A 17,317-nucleotide genomic window follows, 5' to 3' on the forward strand; every position below is an offset into this window, starting at 1 on the left:
GGTGGACGGCAGGTGGCGCCCCACACTAACCGTTGTGGCTGGGAGGGTTGCCCACCCGGTGGCCCCCTGGCAGACGGGAAGCGGCCGCCGCGGGGCGGGACGGCGGTACCCGGACGCGGACGGCGCACGGAAAAGCAAAAGCGCCCCGCCGTCTCGGCGAGGCGCTTGCACAACTGCGGTGGATACTGCAGAGATTCTGCAAAGAGGGGTGCGGAGCTCAGACCGCGCTCTTCTTGAGCCGGCGGCGTTCGCGCTCGGAGAGTCCGCCCCAGATTCCGAATCGCTCGTCGTTCGCGAGGGCGTACTCAAGGCATTCGGAGCGGACCTCGCAGGCCAGACAGACCTTCTTGGCCTCGCGGGTGGAGCCACCCTTCTCGGGGAAGAAGGACTCCGGATCGGTCTGGGCGCACAACGCCCTTTCCTGCCAGCCGAGTTCCTCTTCCTCCTCGCTGTCCTCACCGATCAACAGCTCAAAGAGCTCGCTCATTGGCGCGCCTCCTCTGCCCCTCTTGGCGTCCCCGTGCGTGCGGCCGTCACGACCTGGATCGGCCTGACGACACGACTGAAATTACATGTGCGCCACTCTGGCTCAGTCAAGCCGAGCTCTGGTATTGGGTCGCGAATTCACTCCCCGGAACCAAGCCACCACAAATAGTGTACATATCCGGACACAACGGACTTTCCGCAGCTCGCGTCCGGCACGGTTCGTCCAGATGTCGCACATCCCCCGTTCAGAGGGGACGTGCCCGACCCCGATCCGGTTGCCGCCAGGCGTCGCCAATCGCGGACGCACCGTTCCAGCACGGGATGAACCAGGTCATCCGACGGCCTTCCCGGCGATCTTCGCATCAAACATCAGCACGTGACTTATCACCCGATCCGGTGATTCATCCCTGATCTACCCGGAATGTCGGAAAGCGCGAGTTGACATCGGCCCCCTCCGCCCTGTCTCCTGGGGGGCATGTCAGAGTCCCTCGCCCAGCAGAGCCGCCACGTGCTGCTCCGTCGCGCCGCGAGCGCTCTGTGTTGCCGCCTCAGTTCCTGTTGTCGCTAGGCGCGCCGGCCCTCCTTCTTCTCTCCCCCGGCTTCGGTGCGCCGCTCCAGGACCGCCGAGGCCGCCCGCGCACCCCTTCCCCGTCCGCGGATCCGGCTGATCCCTCGCCCGACCAGCCGACCCGAGGACCATCCGATGCGAAGCCCGCGCCCCCGCCAGCGCAACCGCGACCGCAACAAGGTCGCCCGCCGCGCCACCGTCCGGCTGCCCGTCCCGGCCCGTCCGTGGAGCGACGGGCTGAGCGACGTGAGCATCGCCGGCGACCCGCTCGCCTTCCCGCACCTGGCCCGCACCGACCTGCCCGGCCACCCGACCACCGTGGCCGGCTACGCCCGGCTGGTGCGCGAGATCGCCGCCGACCGCGCCCGCTGGGAGCCGCTGGTCCGCTATGACGCACTCACCCGCTGGTACGCCCGCCTGGAGACCGGCCCCGGCTACGAGGTCTGGCTGCTCAGCTGGCTGCCCGGGCAGAGCAGCGGGCTGCACGACCACGGCGCCTCGTCCGGCGTGCTGACGGTGGTTCAGGGCGAGCTGGTGGAGCGCTCGTTGGTTCCGCCGAGCCACCCGGAGGTCGCCGGTGTCGCCGGTGTCGCCGCCCGCGTCGAGCGGACCCGGACGTTGCGCCCGGGCGGCCGCCGGGTCTTCTCCGCCGGCTACCTGCACGAGGTGGTCAACGCCGCGTTGGAGCCCGCCGTCAGCATCCACGTCTACACCCCGGGGCTGACCGAGATGAACCAGTACGGCGCACCGGTGGCCGAGCTGGCGTCCCGGTTGTCCTGAGCCCTCCCGCTCCTGACGCCCGGTCGGGCGGCCACGGCTGGCAGGATGGGCGCATGCGTATCGTGGCACTGGCCGGCGGAATCGGCGGGGCGCGCTTCCTGCGCGGCCTCAAGGACGTGGTGGCCCCCGGGGACGAGATCACCGTCATCGGCAACACCGGGGACGACATTCACCTGTTCGGGTTGAAGGTCTGCCCCGACCTGGACACCGTGATGTACACCCTCGGCGGCGGCATCCACGAGGAGCAGGGCTGGGGCCGGGCCGACGAGACCTTCGCGGTCAAGGAGGAGCTGGCCGCCTACGGGGTCGGGCCGTCCTGGTTCGGGCTGGGCGACAGGGACTTCGCCACCCACATCGTGCGCACCCAGATGCTGGGCGCCGGCTACCCGCTGAGCGCGGTGACCGAGGCGCTCTGCCACCGCTGGCAGCCCGGCGTGCGGCTGCTGCCGATGAGCGACGACCGGGTGGAGACGCACGTCCGGATCACCGACGGGACGGGCACCCGGGCGGTGCACTTCCAGGAGTACTGGGTCAAGCTGCACGCGGCCGTCGACGCGGAGGCGATCATCCCGGTCGGAGCCGACACCGCCAAGCCCGCGCCCGGCGTGCTGGAGGCGATCGCCGCGGCCGACGTGATCCTCTTCCCGCCGTCCAACCCGGTGGTGAGCATCGGCAGCATCCTGGCCGTGCCGGGCATCCGCGCGGCGGTGGCCGGCGCGGCGGCGCCGGTGGTCGGGCTCTCGCCGATCATCGGCGGCGCGCCGGTCCGCGGCATGGCGGACAAGGTGCTGGCGGCGGTCGGCGTCGAGGCGAGTGCCTCGGCGGTCGCGCTGCACTACGGCGCCGAGCTGCTGGACGGCTGGCTGGTGGACGAGGCGGACGCGGACGCGGTGGGCGCGGTCGAGGCGGCCGGCATCCGCTGCCGGGCGGTCCCGCTGCTGATGAGCGACCCGGCCGCGACCGCCGCGATGGCGCGGACCGCGCTGGAGCTGGCCGAGCGGGTGCGGGCGTGAGCGCCGGGGTCGAGCTCCTGCCGGTGACCGGGCTGCCCGAGATCGAGGCCGGCGCCGACCTGGGCGCGCTGATCGCCAAGGCCGCCGACCTCACGGACGGCGACATCCTGGTGGTCACCTCGAAGATCGTCAGCAAGGCGGAGGGCCGGCTGGTGCACGCCGCCGACCGCGAGGCGGCGATCGACGCCGAGACCGTCCGGGTGGTCGCCCGGCGCGGCGGCGCCCGGATCGTCGAGAACCGGCAGGGCCTGGTGATGGCCGCCGCCGGCGTGGACGCCTCCAACACCGCCGCCGGCACCGTGCTGCTGCTGCCGGTCGACCCGGACGGCTCGGCCCGCGCGCTGCGGGCCCGGATCCAGGAGCTGACCGGCCGCCAGGTCGCCGTGGTGATCACCGACACCTTCGGCCGCCCGTGGCGCAACGGCCTGACCGACGTGGCGATCGGCGCGGCCGGCCTCTCCGTGCTGGACGACCACCGCGGGCGGGTCGACAGCCACGGCAACGAACTGACGCTCACCGTCACCGCCACCGCGGACGAGCTCGCCGCCGCCGGCGACCTGGTCAAGGGGAAGACGACCGGGACCCCGGTGGCGGTGGTGCGCGGCCTGGCCCGGCTGGTCACCGAGGCGGACGGCGACGGCACCGGGCCGCTGATCCGCCGGGCCGCCGACGACATGTTCCGGCTCGGCACCTCCGAGGCGCTGCGCGAGGCGGTGACCCTGCGGCGGACCGTCCGCGCGTTCACCGAGGACCCGGTCGACCCGGCTGCGGTCCGGCGGGCGGTGGCCGCCGCGGTCACCGCGCCGGCTCCGCACCACACCACACCCTGGCGCTTCGTGCTGGTCGAGTCGGCGCGGGCCCGGACCGAGCTGCTGGACGCGATGCTCGCCGCCTGGCAGCGCGACCTGCGCGAACTGGACGGCTGGGACGAGGCCAAGGTGGCCCGCCGCACCGCCCGCGGCGACGTGCTGCGCAACGCGCCGTACCTGGTACTGCCCTGCCTGGTGATGGACGGCTCGCACGACTACCCGGACGCCCGGCGGGCCACCGCCGAGCGCGAGATGTTCACCGTGGCGATCGGCGCGGCGGTGCAGAACCTGCTGGTCACCCTGGCCGGCGAGGGCTACGGCTCGGCCTGGGTGTCGTCCACCATGTTCTGCCGCGACACCGTCCGCGCGACCCTCGACCTACCCGCCGACTGGGACCCGATGGGCGCCATCGCCGTCGGCCGCCCCGCCGAGGCCCCCCGGCCCCGGCCCGACCGGCCGGCCGACCCGTTCGTGACGGTGCGCTGAGCGGGGTCCGCCGGCCGGGTGACGGCGGATCGGAGGCCGCGGTCGGCCTCACGCCGGTGCCCGCCGCGCGGTACCGGGACCACCGGGACGTCGCCGCGCACCTCGTGCGGAGGCGACGGTCACCCACCCGCAGCCGGTGGCCGGCCGGTCAGCGGGAGCGGTGGTCGTTCGGGGTGAGGCGGGGCCCGTAACGCGGGGGGCGGAGGCCGGTGAGGGCGATCAGGCGGCAGACCCGGTGGCGGTGCGGGGCGTAGGGGGCGAGCAGGTCGAGCAGTTGGGCGTCGTCCGAGCGGGGGCGGCCGGCCAGCGCCCAGCCGACGATGTTCGGCAGGTGGTAGTCGCCGACCGAGACCGCGTCCGGGTCGCCGTTGCTGCGCTGCAGGCACTCCGCCGCCGTCCACTCCCCCACGCCCGGGACGGCGGTCAGCCGGGCCACCGCGGCGGCCGGGTCGAAGCCGGCCGCCTCCTCCAGTCGAGGAGCCAGCCGGGCCGCCCGGACCACGGTGGCCGAGCGCTTGGGATCCACGCCGGCCCGGTGCCAGGCCCAGGACGGGATCATCGCCCACTCCCGGGCCGACGGCGCCACCCGCATGCCCTCGGCCGGGCCCGGCGCCGGGGTGCCGAACTCGTGCAGCAGCAGCCGCCAGGCGCGGTAGGCCTCGTCCGAGGTGACCTTCTGCTCCAGCACGGCCGGCACCAGCGACTCCAGCACCAGGCCGGTCCGGCACAGCCGCAGCCCGGGGTTGGTGCGCTGGGCCTCGCGCACCCGGCCCGGCGGCAGTGCCAGACCCGACGGGTCGTCAGTGCCGCCGAGCAGCACCGGCAGGCGGTCGAGCAGCCACTCGGCGCCCGGCCCCCAGGCCTGCGCGTGGACCTCGCCGGACCGGGCGGCGACCCGCAGCGTGGCGGGGCCGGCCGGTGTGCGGGAGGCCCGCCAGACCGCGCCGTCACCGGTGACCCGGCAGGCCGGATCACCCGGGCCACGGCGCAGCGGGGCGAGGGTGCGGTGCAGGTCGAGCGGGTGGCCGGGGCGCCAGACCCGCTCCGCCGGGGCGTCGTTCACCCGTCCAGTCTCCACCCGCCCGGCGGAGCCCCGGGCGGGACCTAGCGGCCCTGGAGGTGGGCGGCGGCGGTGCGGACGTCCGGGAGGCGGCGGTAGAGGGCCTCGCCCGGGCAGTCGGTGCTGAAGGCGTCCCGGTGGCCGGAGATCGCGGCGAAGGTGTGCGAGGTGCCCTTCGGGTAGCGGCTGCGGTCGGAGGCGGAGACCAGCGCGGCCTTGCCCCGGGCGTCCTGTCCGGTCAGGCCCAGCTTCCAGGCCGCGACCCGGGCGATCCCGTCCAGCAGCCGCTGCGACGGCGCGTCGGAGTCGTAGCTGCCGAGCGCGGCCACGCCGGCCGAGTCGCTGTTGAAGCCGAGGGTGTGCGCGCCGAGCACCGGGAGCGTGACGCCGCCGGCCCGGCCCTCGTAGACCGTGCCGCAGCGGTCGACCAGGAAGTTGTAGCCGATGTCGCGCCAGCCGTTGGCGACCACGTGGTACTGGTAGATCGACCTGATCACCTTGGGCGAGTCGGCGCAGCGGTAGTCGTTGCCGGTGTCCGTGTGGTGGACGAAGACCTCCCGGACGTCGTCGGTGTAGTCGACGCCCGGCTGGCGCAGCGTCTCGTCGGCGCCCCAGCCCGCGCGCAGCACGATCGCGGGGCGGGGCGCGGCGTGCGACGAGGTCGGAGCGCGGCCGGGCGGCACCCGGTCCCGGGCCGGCCCGCCGCCGGCCGGATCGGCTCCCGGGTCCACCAGGTCGACCCGCAGCCCGGTCGGCAGCGGCCCCCGCCCGGCGACCCGGACCTCGACACCGTCGCTGGAGCCGACCCAGAGCGGGGTGGTGGCGCCGCGCGGGTGCCGGCCGTCGGCCGGCTCGGCACCGCCCGGGTCGGTTCTGTCCTCGGGCTCGACGGCCAGCGGACGCCAGCCGCTCCACCCGCCGCTCCCGCCGTCCCCGTCCTCCGCCCGGTGGGTACGGACCTGGACCGTGCCGTCCCAGACCGCCGCCGGATCGTCCCAGCTCACCCCGAGCAGCGAGTACCGGGGCGTGCCGCGCGCCCGGAGCCCGAACGGCGCGGGCGCCGCGCCGCGCGCGGTCGGACCGAGCGGCGTCAGCGGCAGCGCGGTGCTCCGGGCGACGGCCGCCCGCGGTATCCGCGGACCGGTCCCGACGGGTATCGCGGCGGCGGTGGTGGGCAGCAGGACGGCGCCGAGCAGGGAGGCGACGGAGGTGAAAGAGGCAAGAGAAATCCGCATAAATGGGAGCATGGGCGCATATCACCTCGCTCGCCACCCGCCCTCGACGCCATTTCTGACGAGCCATCGACAAGATCACCGCGCCACGGGGTACCTCCCCTCCGCTCGCCGGGAGGCCTTAGGCTGGGGTGCACCATGACTGCGCCTTTCGCTGCCGACGCCCGCACCCCTGCCGACCTGCTGCGAGCCGCCCTCGACGAGGACCCCGCACGCCCTCTGGTCACCTTCTACGACGACGCCTCCGGGGAGAGAGTCGAGCTCTCCGTCCGGACCTTCGACAACTGGGTCGCCAAGACCGCCAACCTGCTGCAGGACGAACTCAACGCCGGCCCCGAGGACCGCGCCGCGCTGCTGCTGCCGGCCCACTGGCAGACCGCCGTCTGGCTGCTGGCCTGCTGGTCGGTCGGCGTCACCGCGGTGCCGGGCGGCGTGCCGGCCGAAGCCGACCTGGTGGTCAGCGGCCCGGACGGGCTGCAGGCCGCGCAGGACTGCGAGGGCGAGCGGGTGGCGCTGGCGCTGCGCCCGCTCGGCGGCCGGTTCCCGCAGCGCCCGGACGGGTTCCTGGACTACGCCGCCGAGGTGCCCGGCCAGGGCGACCGCTTCGCGCCGTACTCGCCGGTGGTCCCGCAGACCGTGGCGCTGGAGACCTCGGTGGACGGGCTGCCGCTGAAGCTCTCCGGCGAGCAGACCGTGCAGCTGGCGCGCGAGGGGGCGGCCCGACTCGGGCTGTCGCGCGGCTCGCGGGTGCTCAGCACCCTCCCGTACGAGGACTGGTCCGGTCTGGAGGCCGGGCTGCTCGCGCCGCTGGCCGCGGGCGCCTCGGTGGTGCTGTGCCGCAACTCGGCCGACCTGACGGAGGATCAGTGGCAGAGCCGGATCGAGTCGGAGCGGGTGACCGTCCGGCTCGGCTGAGCCCCCGTCCCACGGGCGGCGTCCCCTCGGGGCGCCGCCCGTCGGCGTTTCCGCCCAGCGGGCCGTCAGGCGGCCGGCTCGACCGCGGAGGCCGCCGGCGCGGAGCTGCCGATCACCCGACGGGCCAGCGAGCGCGGTGAGGTGAGGAAGCCGAAGCCCCAGCTGAGGTGCATGGTGCCGAGCGCTACCGGCAGCTGCAGCCGGGCCCGGACGGACAGGCCGCGCCCCTCCAGCAGCGAGCCGCCGAGGATCGCCGCCAGGTAGCCAGCGGGCAGCACGAGGAACGCCGGGTGCACCGCGGCGCCCAGCGCCAGCCCGAGCACGACGCCGAGCAGCGCGGCCGGCGGGGCCAGGTAGCGCAGGTTGACCGAGCCGCGGTGGTACCGGGTCACCACCCGGCGCCAGCGACCGTAGTCCTTGTACTGCTTGGCCAGTGCCCGCACGCTCGGCCGGGGCCGGTAGGTGACCTTCAGCTGCGGGGTGAACCAGATCAGCCCGCCGTCCTGCCGGATCCGGTAGTTGAGCTCCCAGTCCTGGGCCCGGATGAACTCCTCGTTGTAGCCGCCCAGCCGGTCCAGCACCTCGCGCCGGAACACGCCGAGGTAGACGGTCTCGGCCGGCCCGGCCAGGCCACCGGTGTGGAAGGCCGCGTTGCCGACCCCGATCTTGGAGGTCATCGCGGCGGCGACCGCCTTCTCCCACTCGGTCTCGCCCTCGGCGTGCATGATGCCGCCGACGTTGGCCGCGTCCATCTCGCCGAGCAGCCGGACCGCGGTGCCGATGTAGCCCGGGGTGAGCAGCCCGTGGCCGTCGACCCGGACCACTATCGGGTGGTGGGAGGCACGGATCGCGGCGTTCAGCCCGGCAGGGGTGCGTCCGGTGGGGTTGGGCACCGTCCGGACCCGGGGGTCCTCGGCCGCCAGCTCGGCCGCGATCGCGTCGGTCCGGTCGGTGGACGGGCCGAGGGCGATCACCACCTCCATGGCCCCGGCGTAGTCCTGTTCCAGGATGCGCCGGACGGCGGTGCGCAGGTGTCGTTCCTCGTTGAGCACCGGCATGATCACGGAGACCGCCGGCAGCTCCTCAGCAGCCATGGTGTTCATCGGTGCCAACCGTACCGGTGCCCGATGGCCCGCGTCGCTGCCAGGTCCCGTCCCCGGCCGGACCTACCATCCGAAAAGTGCCCGTCCGCCGCGCCGCCCCACCCGCCGCCGGCCCGACACCGCGCCGCCGCCGCTGGGCGGGCCGGCTGTCGGCAGTCCTGGCGGCCGCGGTGCTGGCCGTCTCGGGCGGTGGCTGGGGAGCGCTGCACGGGGTGGGCCGGGCGCTCGGGCGGGTGGACGCGCTGGTCCCGGGACACCGGCCGGCCAGGCCGGGTCCGGTCACCTTCCTGCTGGTCGGCACCGACGACCGGGCCGGGGTTCCGGAGGAGCTGCTCAAGGAGACCCTGCACGCGGGCGGCGAGCCCTGCCACTGCACGGATGCCATGCTGCTGGTCCAGCTGCCCGCGCCGGGCGGGCGGCTGAGCGTGGTCAGCCTGCCCCGGGACTCCTACGTCGAGATCCCGGCCCACCAGGACCGGACCACCGGCCGGGCGCTCCCGGCCGGCCCGGGCAAGATCAACGCGGCGTTCGGGATGGGCGGCGCCACGCTCACCGTGCGAACCGTCGAGCAGGCCACCGGCGTGCACGTCGACCACTACCTGCAGATGGACTTCCTCGGCTTCGTCTCCGCCGTGGACGCGGTCGGCGGGGTCACGGTGTGCAGCGACAAGCCGCTCCGGGACGAGTACAGCGGGCTCGACCTGCCGGCCGGGACCAGCCGGCTGGACGGGGTGGGCGCGCTGAAGTACGTCCGGGCCCGGCACCTGGACACCGACTCCGACCTGAGCCGGATGCGCCGTCAGCAGCGCCTGCTGGCTGAGCTGCTGCACCGGGCACTCGGCGACCGGTCGCTGGCCGACCCGGCCCGGCTGGTCGCCCTCGGGGAGTCCGTGCTGGCCTCGGTCACCGTGGACCGCCAGCTCTCCGACCCGGAGCTGCTGGCGCTGGCCACCCGGCTGCGCGGGCTCTCGGCGGGCGACGCCGACTTCGCGACCGTCCCGCTGGCCGAACTGGACCACCAGGTGCCGGGCTGGGGCTCCACCGTGCGGTGGGACCGGGCCAGGGCCGCCGCGCTCTTCGACGCGCTGCGCGCGGGACGGCCGATCGGCCCGGCCGCGAGCAGCCCGGCCGCGAGCAGCCCGGCGCCGCCGACCGCCGGCCCCTCGAGCGGGGGCGTGTCGCCGGCGCTGGTCCGGGTGCAGGTGCTGAACGCCTCCGGGGTGGCCGGGCTGGGTGGCCGGGTGGACGCCAGGCTGCGCGGGGCGGGGTTCGCCACCAGCGGGCTGGCCGCCAACGCGGTGACGGCCCAGGAGCACACCGAGATCCACTACGACCCGCACTGGGACGAGTCGGCGAGGACGCTGGCCGCCACGCTGCCGCAGGCCAGGCTGGTCAAGGTGCCTGGGCAGGGCCCGACCCTGCAGGTGCTGATCGGCACGGACTACCGCGGACCGGGAGCCGAGCCGTCCACGGCCCGGCCCGGCCGCCCCGGACGACCGGGCCCGGCGCCGACTCCGAGTCCCACCGCCTCGGCACAGCCGACCGCCGGCGCCGCTTCCCCGGCCGGCAGGCCGGCGACGGTGAGCACCGGCGCGGAGCTCGACTGCCCGTGAGTACGGCCGCGGGCCGCCACCGCCGTGGGATCCGGCGGTGACGGCCCGGGTGATCGGCCGTACGGTGGCTCAGCCGGTCGCGATGGCGGCCAGCACGTTCATCCGGCCGGCCCGGAAGGCCGGCAGCAGCGCGGCCAGCAGGCCGACCAGCGCCGCGCCGATCAGCACCGCCACGATCGTGCCGTACGGGATGGCCAGCACGTCCAGCCCCTGGGTCCGCAGCACCCGCTGCGAGGTGACGCCCCAGGCCAGCCCCAGCCCGGTGCCGAGGACCGCGCCGAAGACCGCGATCACCACCGACTCCAGCCGGACCATCCGGCGCAGCTGACGACGCGACAGGCCGATCGCCCGCAGCAGCCCGATCTCCCGGGTGCGCTCCACCACCGACAGCGCCAGGGTGTTCACCACACCGAGGATCGCCACCACGATGGCCAGGCCGAGCAGGCCGTAGACGATGTTGAGCAGGCCGTCCACGCTGCTCTCGATCAGCTTCTTGTAGCCGGCCTGGTCCTTGACCATCAGCTGCGGGTAGGCGGCCAGCGACTGCTGCAGCGAGTCCAGGCTCTTGGCGACGTCCGCGCCGGGCGCCGCCTTGCCGAGCAGGAGCTGCGGCAGCGGCTGGTCGGCGGCCGGAACGGCCTGGTTCACCGTGGCGAGGCTGGTGAAGAAGGAGTGGTCGGAGTACTGGTTGCCCTCGGTGGTGATCAGCTCCACCGGCAGGCTCTGGGTGTGGCCCTTGCCGTAGTCGATGGTCAGCTTGTCGCCGATCGCGATGTGGTGCTTCTCGGCGTAGGTCTGGTCCACCGAGATGCCGCCGGAGAAGGCGGCCGCGGGCGAGCCGGCCGCGACCGGGAGGTGGATGTCGTCCGCGAAGGTCGGGTCGGCCGCGGCCACCGAGGCCTCGGTGGTCTGGCCGTCCGGCGCGGTGATGTCCGCCGGGAGCAGCTTCTGCTCGGTGATGTGGGCCAGGCCCGGGGCGCTGCGGGCGGCCTGGACCATGGCCGGCGAGAGCCCGCCCTGCTGCGAGCTGACCACGTAGTCCGCGCCGACCGAGGTGTCGAGCTGCGAGGTGAAGGAGCTGACCATCGAGGAGGTGACCACCGAGGCGCCGGTCACCAGAGCCAGTCCGATCATCAGCGCGGCGGCGGTGGCACCGGTGCGGCGCGGGTTGCGCATCGCGTTGCGCTGGGCGAGCTTGCCGGAGGGGCCGAAGAGCGCCGGCAGCCCCGCGCCGAGCACCCGGATCACGCCGGTGGCCAGCAGCGGGCCGAGCACCACGAAGCCGACCAGGGTGAGCACCACGCCGAGGCCCAGGTACTCGCCGCCGGTGGCGGCCCGCTTGGCGGTGGCGGCCAGCCCCAGCGTGCCGCCGCCGAGCGCGGTCAGCCCCAGGCCGATCCCGGCCCGGACCCGGTTGGCCCGGGCCTCGCTCGGGGTGCCGTGGTCGCGCAGCGCGGCCATCGGCGAGATCTTCCCGGCCCGGCGGGCCGGGATCCAGGCGGCCAGCAGCGTCACGACGATGCCGATCGCGTAGGCCGCCACCGGAACGTTCCAGCCGATCACCAGGGCGCCCTGGAGGTTCATCCCGACGGCCTTCATCAGCGTGATCATCAGCTCGGCCAGGCCGAGGCCGGCCAGCAGGCCGAAGGTCGAGCCGAGCACGCCCAGGATCAGTGCCTCGGCCAGCACCGACTGGTTGACCTGCCGGCGGCTGCCGCCGATCGCCCGCAGCAGCCCGATCTCCCGGGTCCGCTGGGCGACCAGCATGGAGAAGGTGTTGATGATCAGGAAGCCGCCGACCAGCAGCGAGATCCCGGCGAAGCCGAGCATCGCGTACTTCATGAAGTCGAGGAAGCCGACGTTCTTGTCGCTGGCGGCCTGCTGCTCCGCGGCGGTCTGGACGTCGTAGCCGCCACCGACGGCCGCGCCGATCTCGCTCTTGAGCTGGTCGTCGCTGCGGCTGCCGTCACCGTAGGCGTTCACCGAGGTGAAGGCGGTGGCGCCGAGCAGGTCCTGCTGGGCGGTCGGGACGTCCATGAAGGCCATCGCGGCACCGGGGTTGGTGGTGGTGAAGGTGGCGATGCCGGTGACGGTGAAGGTGTAGTCGCCGGTGGTGGTGATCACGCGCAGCGGGCTGCCCAGGCCGAGCTTGGCCTTCTTGGCGGTGTCCGCGTCGAGCAGGATCTGGCCGGGACCGTGCGGTGCCTGGCCCGAGGTGATCTTCAGCGGGCTGCGCGGGTCGTCGTCCCAGGCGCCGGTCATCGTGGGCGCGCCGGAGGTCGGGCCGACCGCCTTGTTGGTGGCCGGGTTGACCAGGGTGGCGTTCTGCACCAGCACCGAGCCCAGCGCGGTCCTCACCCCGGGCTGGGCGGCGACCGTGGCGACCACGGACGGGGCGAGCGTGGGCACCTTGCCGCCCTGGTCCACCGAGGCGTCGAGCTTGCCGGTCTTCGGTTGGACCGAGACGTCCGAGGCGGTCGAGGCGAAGAGCTTGTTGAAGGTGCTGGTGGCGGTGTTGGAGAAGACCAGGGTGCCGGAGACGAAGGCGACCGACAGCACGACGGCGATCAGCGAGAGCGCCATCCGGCCCTTGTGGGCGAAGAAGCTCCGCAGTGAGGTCTTGAGCAGCATGGTGTCCGGGCCCCGTCTCAGCTGGTGCGCTTGCCGTCGAAACGGCGCATGCGTTCGAGGACGGAGTCGGCGGTCGGGGCGTGCATCTCGTCCACGATCACGCCGTCGGCCAGGAAGAGCACGCGGTCCGCGTAGCCCGCCGCGACCGGGTCGTGGGTGACCATCACGATGGTCTGGGCCAGCTCGTCGACCGAGCGGCGCAGGAAGGTCAGCACCTCCGCGCCGGAGCGGGAGTCGAGGTTGCCGGTCGGCTCGTCCCCGAAGATGATCTCCGGTCGGGCGGCCAGCGCCCGGGCCACCGCGACGCGCTGCTGCTGGCCGCCGGAGAGCTGGGTCGGCCGGTGCTTCAGCCGCTCGCCGAGGCCGACCGTCTCCACCACCTGGTCCAGCCAGGCCTGGTCCGGCCTGCGGCCGGCTATGTCCATCGGGAGGGTGATGTTCTCCAGCGCGTTCAGCGTGGGGAGCAGGTTGAACGCCTGGAAGATGAAGCCGATCTTGTCCCGGCGCAGCCGGGTGAGCTGCTTGTCCTTGAGGCCGGTGATCTCGGTGTCACCGATCCAGATCCGGCCCGCGCTGACCGTGTCCAGCCCGGCCAGGCAGTGCATCAGGGTCGACTTGCCGGAGCCCGACGGGCCCATGATCGCGGTGAACCGGCCACGGTGGATGTCGACGTCGACCGCGTCCAGCGCCGTGACCCGGGTCTCCCCGGTGCCGTACGCCTTGGTCAACTGGCGCGCGGAGGCGGCGGTGGCGGACGGACCGCCGGGGTTCTCGGATGTCTGCACGGCTGCAGCTGCCGTCGTCACTGGTCTCTCCTACTGGCTCTGAGGTCCCCCGCCCCAGACCTGCGGTGAGACAAGGCCGAGCGGATACCCCAACGCTAGGCGCGCCCCCGCGGCCGATCGTCATCCGCCGGGAGGAACCGGAATGACGACAGTCGTACGGGTCGGCGGAGCCCTCCCCCTAGGGGTCTCCTCCCGGGGTGTCAGGGTCGACCGGTCCCCGGGTGTCAGCGGCGGCCGGGACGGGGGCGCCGGTTCCCGAGATCAGGGGCACGTGCGCGGGCGAGCCGCCGGTGGTGAAGATACGCCGGAACCTTCGCGTCGCCGCACCAACTCTGCTACAAGGCGCCGGGCGGCCCGCCGGGGAGGCGTCCGGATTGCGCCGTTCGGGCATCCTCGACGACATGAACGCATGGCAGCAGGGAAGTAACGGCGGTCCGGTCGGCAGCGGTGCCGAGCCGGCGCTCCCCCCGTCACTCGACCCGCGCGGCCCCCGGGCGCGGGGGCGGACCGGGTCGCGCCGGCCACGGCGGCGGAAGGTCGTGGTGGGCGTGCTGGTCCTGGTCGGCGCGGTGCTGGCCACCGCCGGCGGCACCTACGCCTGGGCGGACAGCAAGCTGAACCAGCAGAACGTGCTGGTCGACTACCCGGGCCGACCGGCCGCGGGCAAGGGCACCAACTGGCTGATCGTCGGCTCGGACAGCCGGGACGGCCTGACCGACGCCCAGAAGCAGGAGATGCACACCGGCACGGACAGCGGCAAGCGCAGCGACTCGATGATGATCCTGCACATCGGCGACCACGGGAACACGCTGATGAGCATCCCGCGCGACTCCTGGGTGCCGATCCCGACCCACCTGGACACCGCGGGCAGCGGCCGGACCATCCCGGCCACCACCTCCAAGATCAACGCGGCCTTCGACAACGGCGGCGGCCAGCTGCTGGTGCGGACCGTGGAGACCAACACCGGCATCCACGTCGACCACTACGCCGAGGTCGGCTTCGCCGGGTTCGTGGGCATCGTCAACGCGGTCGGCGGGGTTCACATGTGCATCCCGCAGAACATCCGGGACCAGGACTCCGGGCTGAACCTCAAGGCCGGCTGCCAGACCCTGAACGGCACCCAGTCGCTCGCCTTCGTCCGACAGCGCCACCAGATGGCCGACCAGGACCTCGGCCGGATGCGCAACCAGCAGAAGTTCCTCTCCGCGCTGGCCCACCAGGCCGCCACCCCGGCCACCCTGCTCAACCCGTTCACCCTCTACCCGCTGATCGGCTCCGGCCTGGACACCCTGATCGTGGACAGGAACACCGGCCTGACCGACCTCGCCTCGCTCTTCGAGGCGATGCGCACGGTCAGCGGTGACGGGGGAGGCAAGAGCATCACCATCCCGATCGGCAACGCCGACTACCGGGCCCCGACCGGCGAGTCGGCGGTGAAGTGGGATCCGGTGAAGTCCAAGCAGGTCTTCCAGGAGATCGAGAACGACCAGCCGGTGACCGTGGGTTGAGCCACCGGTCGGACCGCGGTGGGCCGGTGGCGCTGGTGACCCGGCGGTCAGCCGCGGACGGTACGGAGTCCGTCCGCGGCTGACCGGGCGGGGCCGGGGCCGGGCCTACTGGAAGACCACGCCCTCGTTGCTCGGCTGGAGGGAGCCGACCGTCAGGCCCGCGCTGGAGACGTCGAACTGGGTCACCGGCTGGCCGTCGGTGCCGAGGACGTTCGCGGTCAGCTGGGTGGTCTCGTTCGGCGGGGTGACCACGGCGCCGGCCAGGACGTGGCAGGTGGCGTCGGACTTGTCGCAGCCGGACCACTTCAGGCCGGAGAACGCGGTGGTGTTCGGCTTCAGGGTGATCAGGCTCGGCGCACCCGGGTAGGCGACCCGGTTGGTCGGCAGGTTGACCTGGCTGTTGTCGGCGAGCAGGCCGCCGTAGCCGAGGTAGCCGTCCACGGTGCAGGTGCGGGCGGAGGTGTTGGTGAGCATGACCATCGCCGAGCCCGCGCTCTGGAGCTGGACGTCGGCCTTCAGGTCGCCGGTGTGGCAGCGGTTCGAGGCGGCGACCGCGGTCGAGCCGGCGGCGGGGGTGTTCTTGCCGGCCGGAACGGTCTTGGTGGAGCCGGTGCCCGTGCTGCCCGCGCCGCCGGTGCCGGTCGCCGCGCCACCGCCCGCCGCCGCGCTGGAGCCCGCGCTCGGCGCCGCCGACACGGCCGCGCCGGAGCCCGAGCCGTCGTCGTTGCAGGCGGCCACGCCGAGGGCAAGGGCCAGCGTGGTCAGGGCGACGGCGGCACCGCGGGTCAGCGTGGTCGGGTTCATGGCGTCTTCTCTCCGGTGGTGTTCATGAGGTCCTTACGGACTGACACCCCTCATCACGCCACCGCCGTCCCACCGAGTTGCGCTGCGCCCGTACCGACCCGGTAACCACTGTCACAACCGGGTCACCGGCCGGGTCCGGCCGCAAGCGAACGGCCGCCCGCCCCCGAGGGGACGGACGGCCGTGCCGCCGAAGTACCGCGACGAACGCGCCCTACGGCAGGTTGCGCGCCATCACGATGCGCTGCACCTGGTTGGTGCCCTCGTAGATCTGGGTGATCTTCGCGTCGCGCATCATGCGCTCCAGCGGGTAGTCCCGGGTGTAGCCGTAGCCGCCGAGCAGCTGCACCGCGTCGGTGGTGATCTCCATCGCCGCGTCCGAGGCGAAGCACTTGGCGGCGGCGCCGAAGAAGGTCAGGTCGCTGTCGGTGCGCTCGGACTTGGCGGCGGCGGCGTAGGTGAGCTGGCGGGCGGCCTCCAGCTTCATCGCCATGTCGGCGAGCATGAACTGGATGCCCTGGAAGTCGCCGATCGGCTTGCCGAACTGCTTGCGCTCCCGGACGTAGCCCTTGGCGTAGTCCAGCGCGCCCTGGGCGATGCCGAGCGCCTGGGCGGCGATGGTGACCCGGGTGTGGTCCAGGGTCTTCATCGCGGTGGCGAAGCCGGTGCCCTCGGCGCCGATCATGCGGTCGGCCGGGATCCGGACGTTGTCCAGGTAGACCTCGCGGGTCGGCGAGCCCTTGATGCCGAGCTTCTTCTCCGGCGCGCCGAAGGAGACGCCCTCGTCGCCCTTCTCGACCACGAAGGCCGAGATGCCCTTGGAGCGCTGCTCGGGGTCGGTCACCGCCATCACGGTGTAGAACTCGGACACGCCGGCGTTGGTGATCCACCGCTTGACGCCGTTGAGCACGTAGAAGTCGCCGTCGCGCACCGCGCGGGTCTTCATCCCCGCGGCGTCCGAACCGGCGTCCGGCTCGGAGAGGCAGTACGAGAACATGCCCTCGCCGCGGGCCAGCGCACCCAGGTACTTCTGCTTCAGCTCCTCCGAACCGGAGAGCTGCACCGGCAGCGAGCCGAGCTTGTTGACCGCGGGGATCAGCGAGGAGGAGGCGCAGACCCGGGCGACCTCCTCGATCACCAGCACGGTGGCCAGCGCGTCGGCACCGGCGCCGCCGTACTCCTCGGGGATGTGCACGGCGTGCAGCTCGTTGGCCTCGAGGGCGTCCCGGGCCTCCTGCGGGAACCGGCCCTGCTCGTCGACCTCGGCCGCGAAGGGGGCGATCTTGGCCTCGGCGAGGTCCCGCACGGTCTGCCGGAGGAACTCGTGCTCCTCCGAGAGACGGAAGAGATCGAAGTCGGCACTGCTCGCCATGGTCTGCCCCTCTGGGTGACGTTAACTACCGTTAAGTAGATCCTAATTCTAGGCCCGTACTCTGCCTATCCCCCACGTGACCTCCGCGACATGGGTGAAACACCCGGTGAACAGCGGGGACGCCGACGACGTACTCCCTCGTTCGGACCAGCGGA

At 73.5% G+C, this 17,317-nt stretch carries 14 protein-coding genes; 6 read left to right on the forward strand and 8 right to left on the reverse strand.

All coding sequences use genetic code 11. From position 1 onward, the window contains the following. Window positions 1–217: 217 nt before the first annotated feature. The gene (locus ACIGXM_RS00070) at window positions 218–487 is read right to left on the reverse strand and encodes a WhiB family transcriptional regulator (RefSeq protein ID WP_396555166.1); all 270 of its coding nucleotides are present in this window, start codon (window positions 485–487) and stop codon (window positions 218–220) included. A gap of 702 nt (window positions 488–1,189) precedes the next feature. Between ACIGXM_RS00070 and ACIGXM_RS00075 the strand changes: the two genes are divergently transcribed. Genes ACIGXM_RS00075 through ACIGXM_RS00085 form a run of 3 tightly spaced genes read left to right on the forward strand, consistent with a single transcriptional unit; the run spans window position 1,190 to window position 4,142 of the window. After that, window positions 1,190–1,834 (forward strand): cysteine dioxygenase, encoded by a 645-nt coding sequence (locus ACIGXM_RS00075; protein WP_396555168.1) that lies wholly within the window; start codon window positions 1,190–1,192, stop codon window positions 1,832–1,834. A 53-nt stretch (window positions 1,835–1,887) separates the two neighbouring features. Further along, window positions 1,888–2,847 (forward strand): 2-phospho-L-lactate transferase, encoded by a 960-nt coding sequence (gene cofD, locus ACIGXM_RS00080; protein ID WP_396555170.1) that lies wholly within the window; start codon window positions 1,888–1,890, stop codon window positions 2,845–2,847. Continuing rightward, a complete protein-coding gene (locus ACIGXM_RS00085) occupies window positions 2,844–4,142 on the forward strand; it encodes a coenzyme F420-0:L-glutamate ligase (RefSeq protein ID WP_396555172.1) in 1,299 nt (432 codons plus the stop codon). Before cofD ends, ACIGXM_RS00085 begins: the two co-directional genes overlap by 4 nt. A 148-nt stretch (window positions 4,143–4,290) precedes the next feature. On the opposite strand, the gene ACIGXM_RS00090 is transcribed toward ACIGXM_RS00085, so the two are convergent. Both ACIGXM_RS00090 and ACIGXM_RS00095 read right to left on the reverse strand, forming a co-directional pair. After that, window positions 4,291–5,205, reverse strand: coding sequence for a DNA-3-methyladenine glycosylase family protein (locus ACIGXM_RS00090; RefSeq protein ID WP_396555174.1), 915 nt, complete (start codon window positions 5,203–5,205; stop codon window positions 4,291–4,293). 41 nt (window positions 5,206–5,246) lie between these two features. Next, window positions 5,247–6,437, reverse strand: a complete 1,191-nt coding sequence (locus ACIGXM_RS00095; protein WP_396555176.1) for an N-acetylmuramoyl-L-alanine amidase — start codon at window positions 6,435–6,437, stop codon at window positions 5,247–5,249. Window positions 6,438–6,572: 135 nt separating this feature from the next. On the opposite strand from ACIGXM_RS00095, the gene ACIGXM_RS00100 reads away from it, so the two are divergent. Beyond that, on the forward strand, window positions 6,573–7,349 hold the full coding sequence (locus tag ACIGXM_RS00100) for a TIGR03089 family protein (RefSeq protein WP_396555178.1): 777 nt from the start codon (window positions 6,573–6,575) through the stop codon (window positions 7,347–7,349). A 65-nt stretch (window positions 7,350–7,414) separates the two neighbouring features. Here the strand turns inward: ACIGXM_RS00100 and ACIGXM_RS00105 are convergent, their stop codons facing one another. After that, a complete protein-coding gene (locus tag ACIGXM_RS00105) occupies window positions 7,415–8,443 on the reverse strand; it encodes a glycosyltransferase family 2 protein (RefSeq protein ID WP_396557284.1) in 1,029 nt (342 codons plus the stop codon). Window positions 8,444–8,529: 86 nt separating this feature from the next. On the opposite strand from ACIGXM_RS00105, the gene ACIGXM_RS00110 reads away from it, so the two are divergent. After that, the gene (locus tag ACIGXM_RS00110; RefSeq protein WP_396555180.1) at window positions 8,530–10,065 is read left to right on the forward strand and encodes an LCP family protein; all 1,536 of its coding nucleotides are present in this window, start codon (window positions 8,530–8,532) and stop codon (window positions 10,063–10,065) included. Between the two features lie 69 nt (window positions 10,066–10,134). On the opposite strand, the gene ACIGXM_RS00115 is transcribed toward ACIGXM_RS00110, so the two are convergent. Together ACIGXM_RS00115 and ACIGXM_RS00120 are read right to left on the reverse strand one after the other, a co-directional pair. Beyond that, the gene (locus ACIGXM_RS00115; protein ID WP_396555182.1) at window positions 10,135–12,696 is read right to left on the reverse strand and encodes an ABC transporter permease; all 2,562 of its coding nucleotides are present in this window, start codon (window positions 12,694–12,696) and stop codon (window positions 10,135–10,137) included. 17 nt (window positions 12,697–12,713) lie between these two features. Beyond that, entirely contained in the window at window positions 12,714–13,502 is a 789-nt protein-coding gene (locus tag ACIGXM_RS00120) for an ABC transporter ATP-binding protein (protein WP_396555184.1), read from the reverse strand. 521 nt (window positions 13,503–14,023) lie between these two features. Between ACIGXM_RS00120 and ACIGXM_RS00125 the strand changes: the two genes are divergently transcribed. Continuing rightward, the gene (locus ACIGXM_RS00125) at window positions 14,024–14,989 is read left to right on the forward strand and encodes an LCP family protein (RefSeq protein WP_396555186.1); all 966 of its coding nucleotides are present in this window, start codon (window positions 14,024–14,026) and stop codon (window positions 14,987–14,989) included. Between the two features lie 105 nt (window positions 14,990–15,094). On the opposite strand, the gene ACIGXM_RS00130 is transcribed toward ACIGXM_RS00125, so the two are convergent. Then, a complete protein-coding gene (locus ACIGXM_RS00130) occupies window positions 15,095–15,793 on the reverse strand; it encodes a DUF4232 domain-containing protein (protein ID WP_396555188.1) in 699 nt (232 codons plus the stop codon). A 211-nt stretch (window positions 15,794–16,004) separates the two neighbouring features. Further along, entirely contained in the window at window positions 16,005–17,162 is a 1,158-nt protein-coding gene (locus ACIGXM_RS00135) for an acyl-CoA dehydrogenase family protein (RefSeq protein ID WP_396555190.1), read from the reverse strand. Between the last annotated feature and the right edge of the window lie 155 nt (window positions 17,163–17,317).

Origin of the sequence: Kitasatospora sp. NPDC052896, assembly GCF_044547075.1 — a bacterium.
In the GTDB taxonomy this organism is placed as follows: domain Bacteria; phylum Actinomycetota; class Actinomycetes; order Streptomycetales; family Streptomycetaceae; genus Kitasatospora.

Bases quoted from the DNA above. Each gene is read 5' to 3' on its own strand.
- ACIGXM_RS00070 (WP_396555166.1), bottom strand. From the start codon at position 487: ATGAGCGAGCTCTTTGAGCTGTTGATCGGTGAGGACAGCGAGGAGGAA.
- ACIGXM_RS00075 (WP_396555168.1), top strand. From the start codon at position 1,190: ATGCGAAGCCCGCGCCCCCGCCAGCGCAACCGCGACCGCAACAAGGTC.
- cofD (WP_396555170.1), top strand. From the start codon at position 1,888: ATGCGTATCGTGGCACTGGCCGGCGGAATCGGCGGGGCGCGCTTCCTG.
- ACIGXM_RS00095 (WP_396555176.1), bottom strand. From the start codon at position 6,437: ATGCGGATTTCTCTTGCCTCTTTCACCTCCGTCGCCTCCCTGCTCGGC.
- ACIGXM_RS00100 (WP_396555178.1), top strand. From the start codon at position 6,573: ATGACTGCGCCTTTCGCTGCCGACGCCCGCACCCCTGCCGACCTGCTG.
- ACIGXM_RS00105 (WP_396557284.1), bottom strand. From the start codon at position 8,443: ATGGCTGCTGAGGAGCTGCCGGCGGTCTCCGTGATCATGCCGGTGCTC.
- ACIGXM_RS00115 (WP_396555182.1), bottom strand. From the start codon at position 12,696: ATGCTGCTCAAGACCTCACTGCGGAGCTTCTTCGCCCACAAGGGCCGG.
- ACIGXM_RS00130 (WP_396555188.1), bottom strand. From the start codon at position 15,793: ATGAACCCGACCACGCTGACCCGCGGTGCCGCCGTCGCCCTGACCACG.
- ACIGXM_RS00135 (WP_396555190.1), bottom strand. From the start codon at position 17,162: ATGGCGAGCAGTGCCGACTTCGATCTCTTCCGTCTCTCGGAGGAGCAC.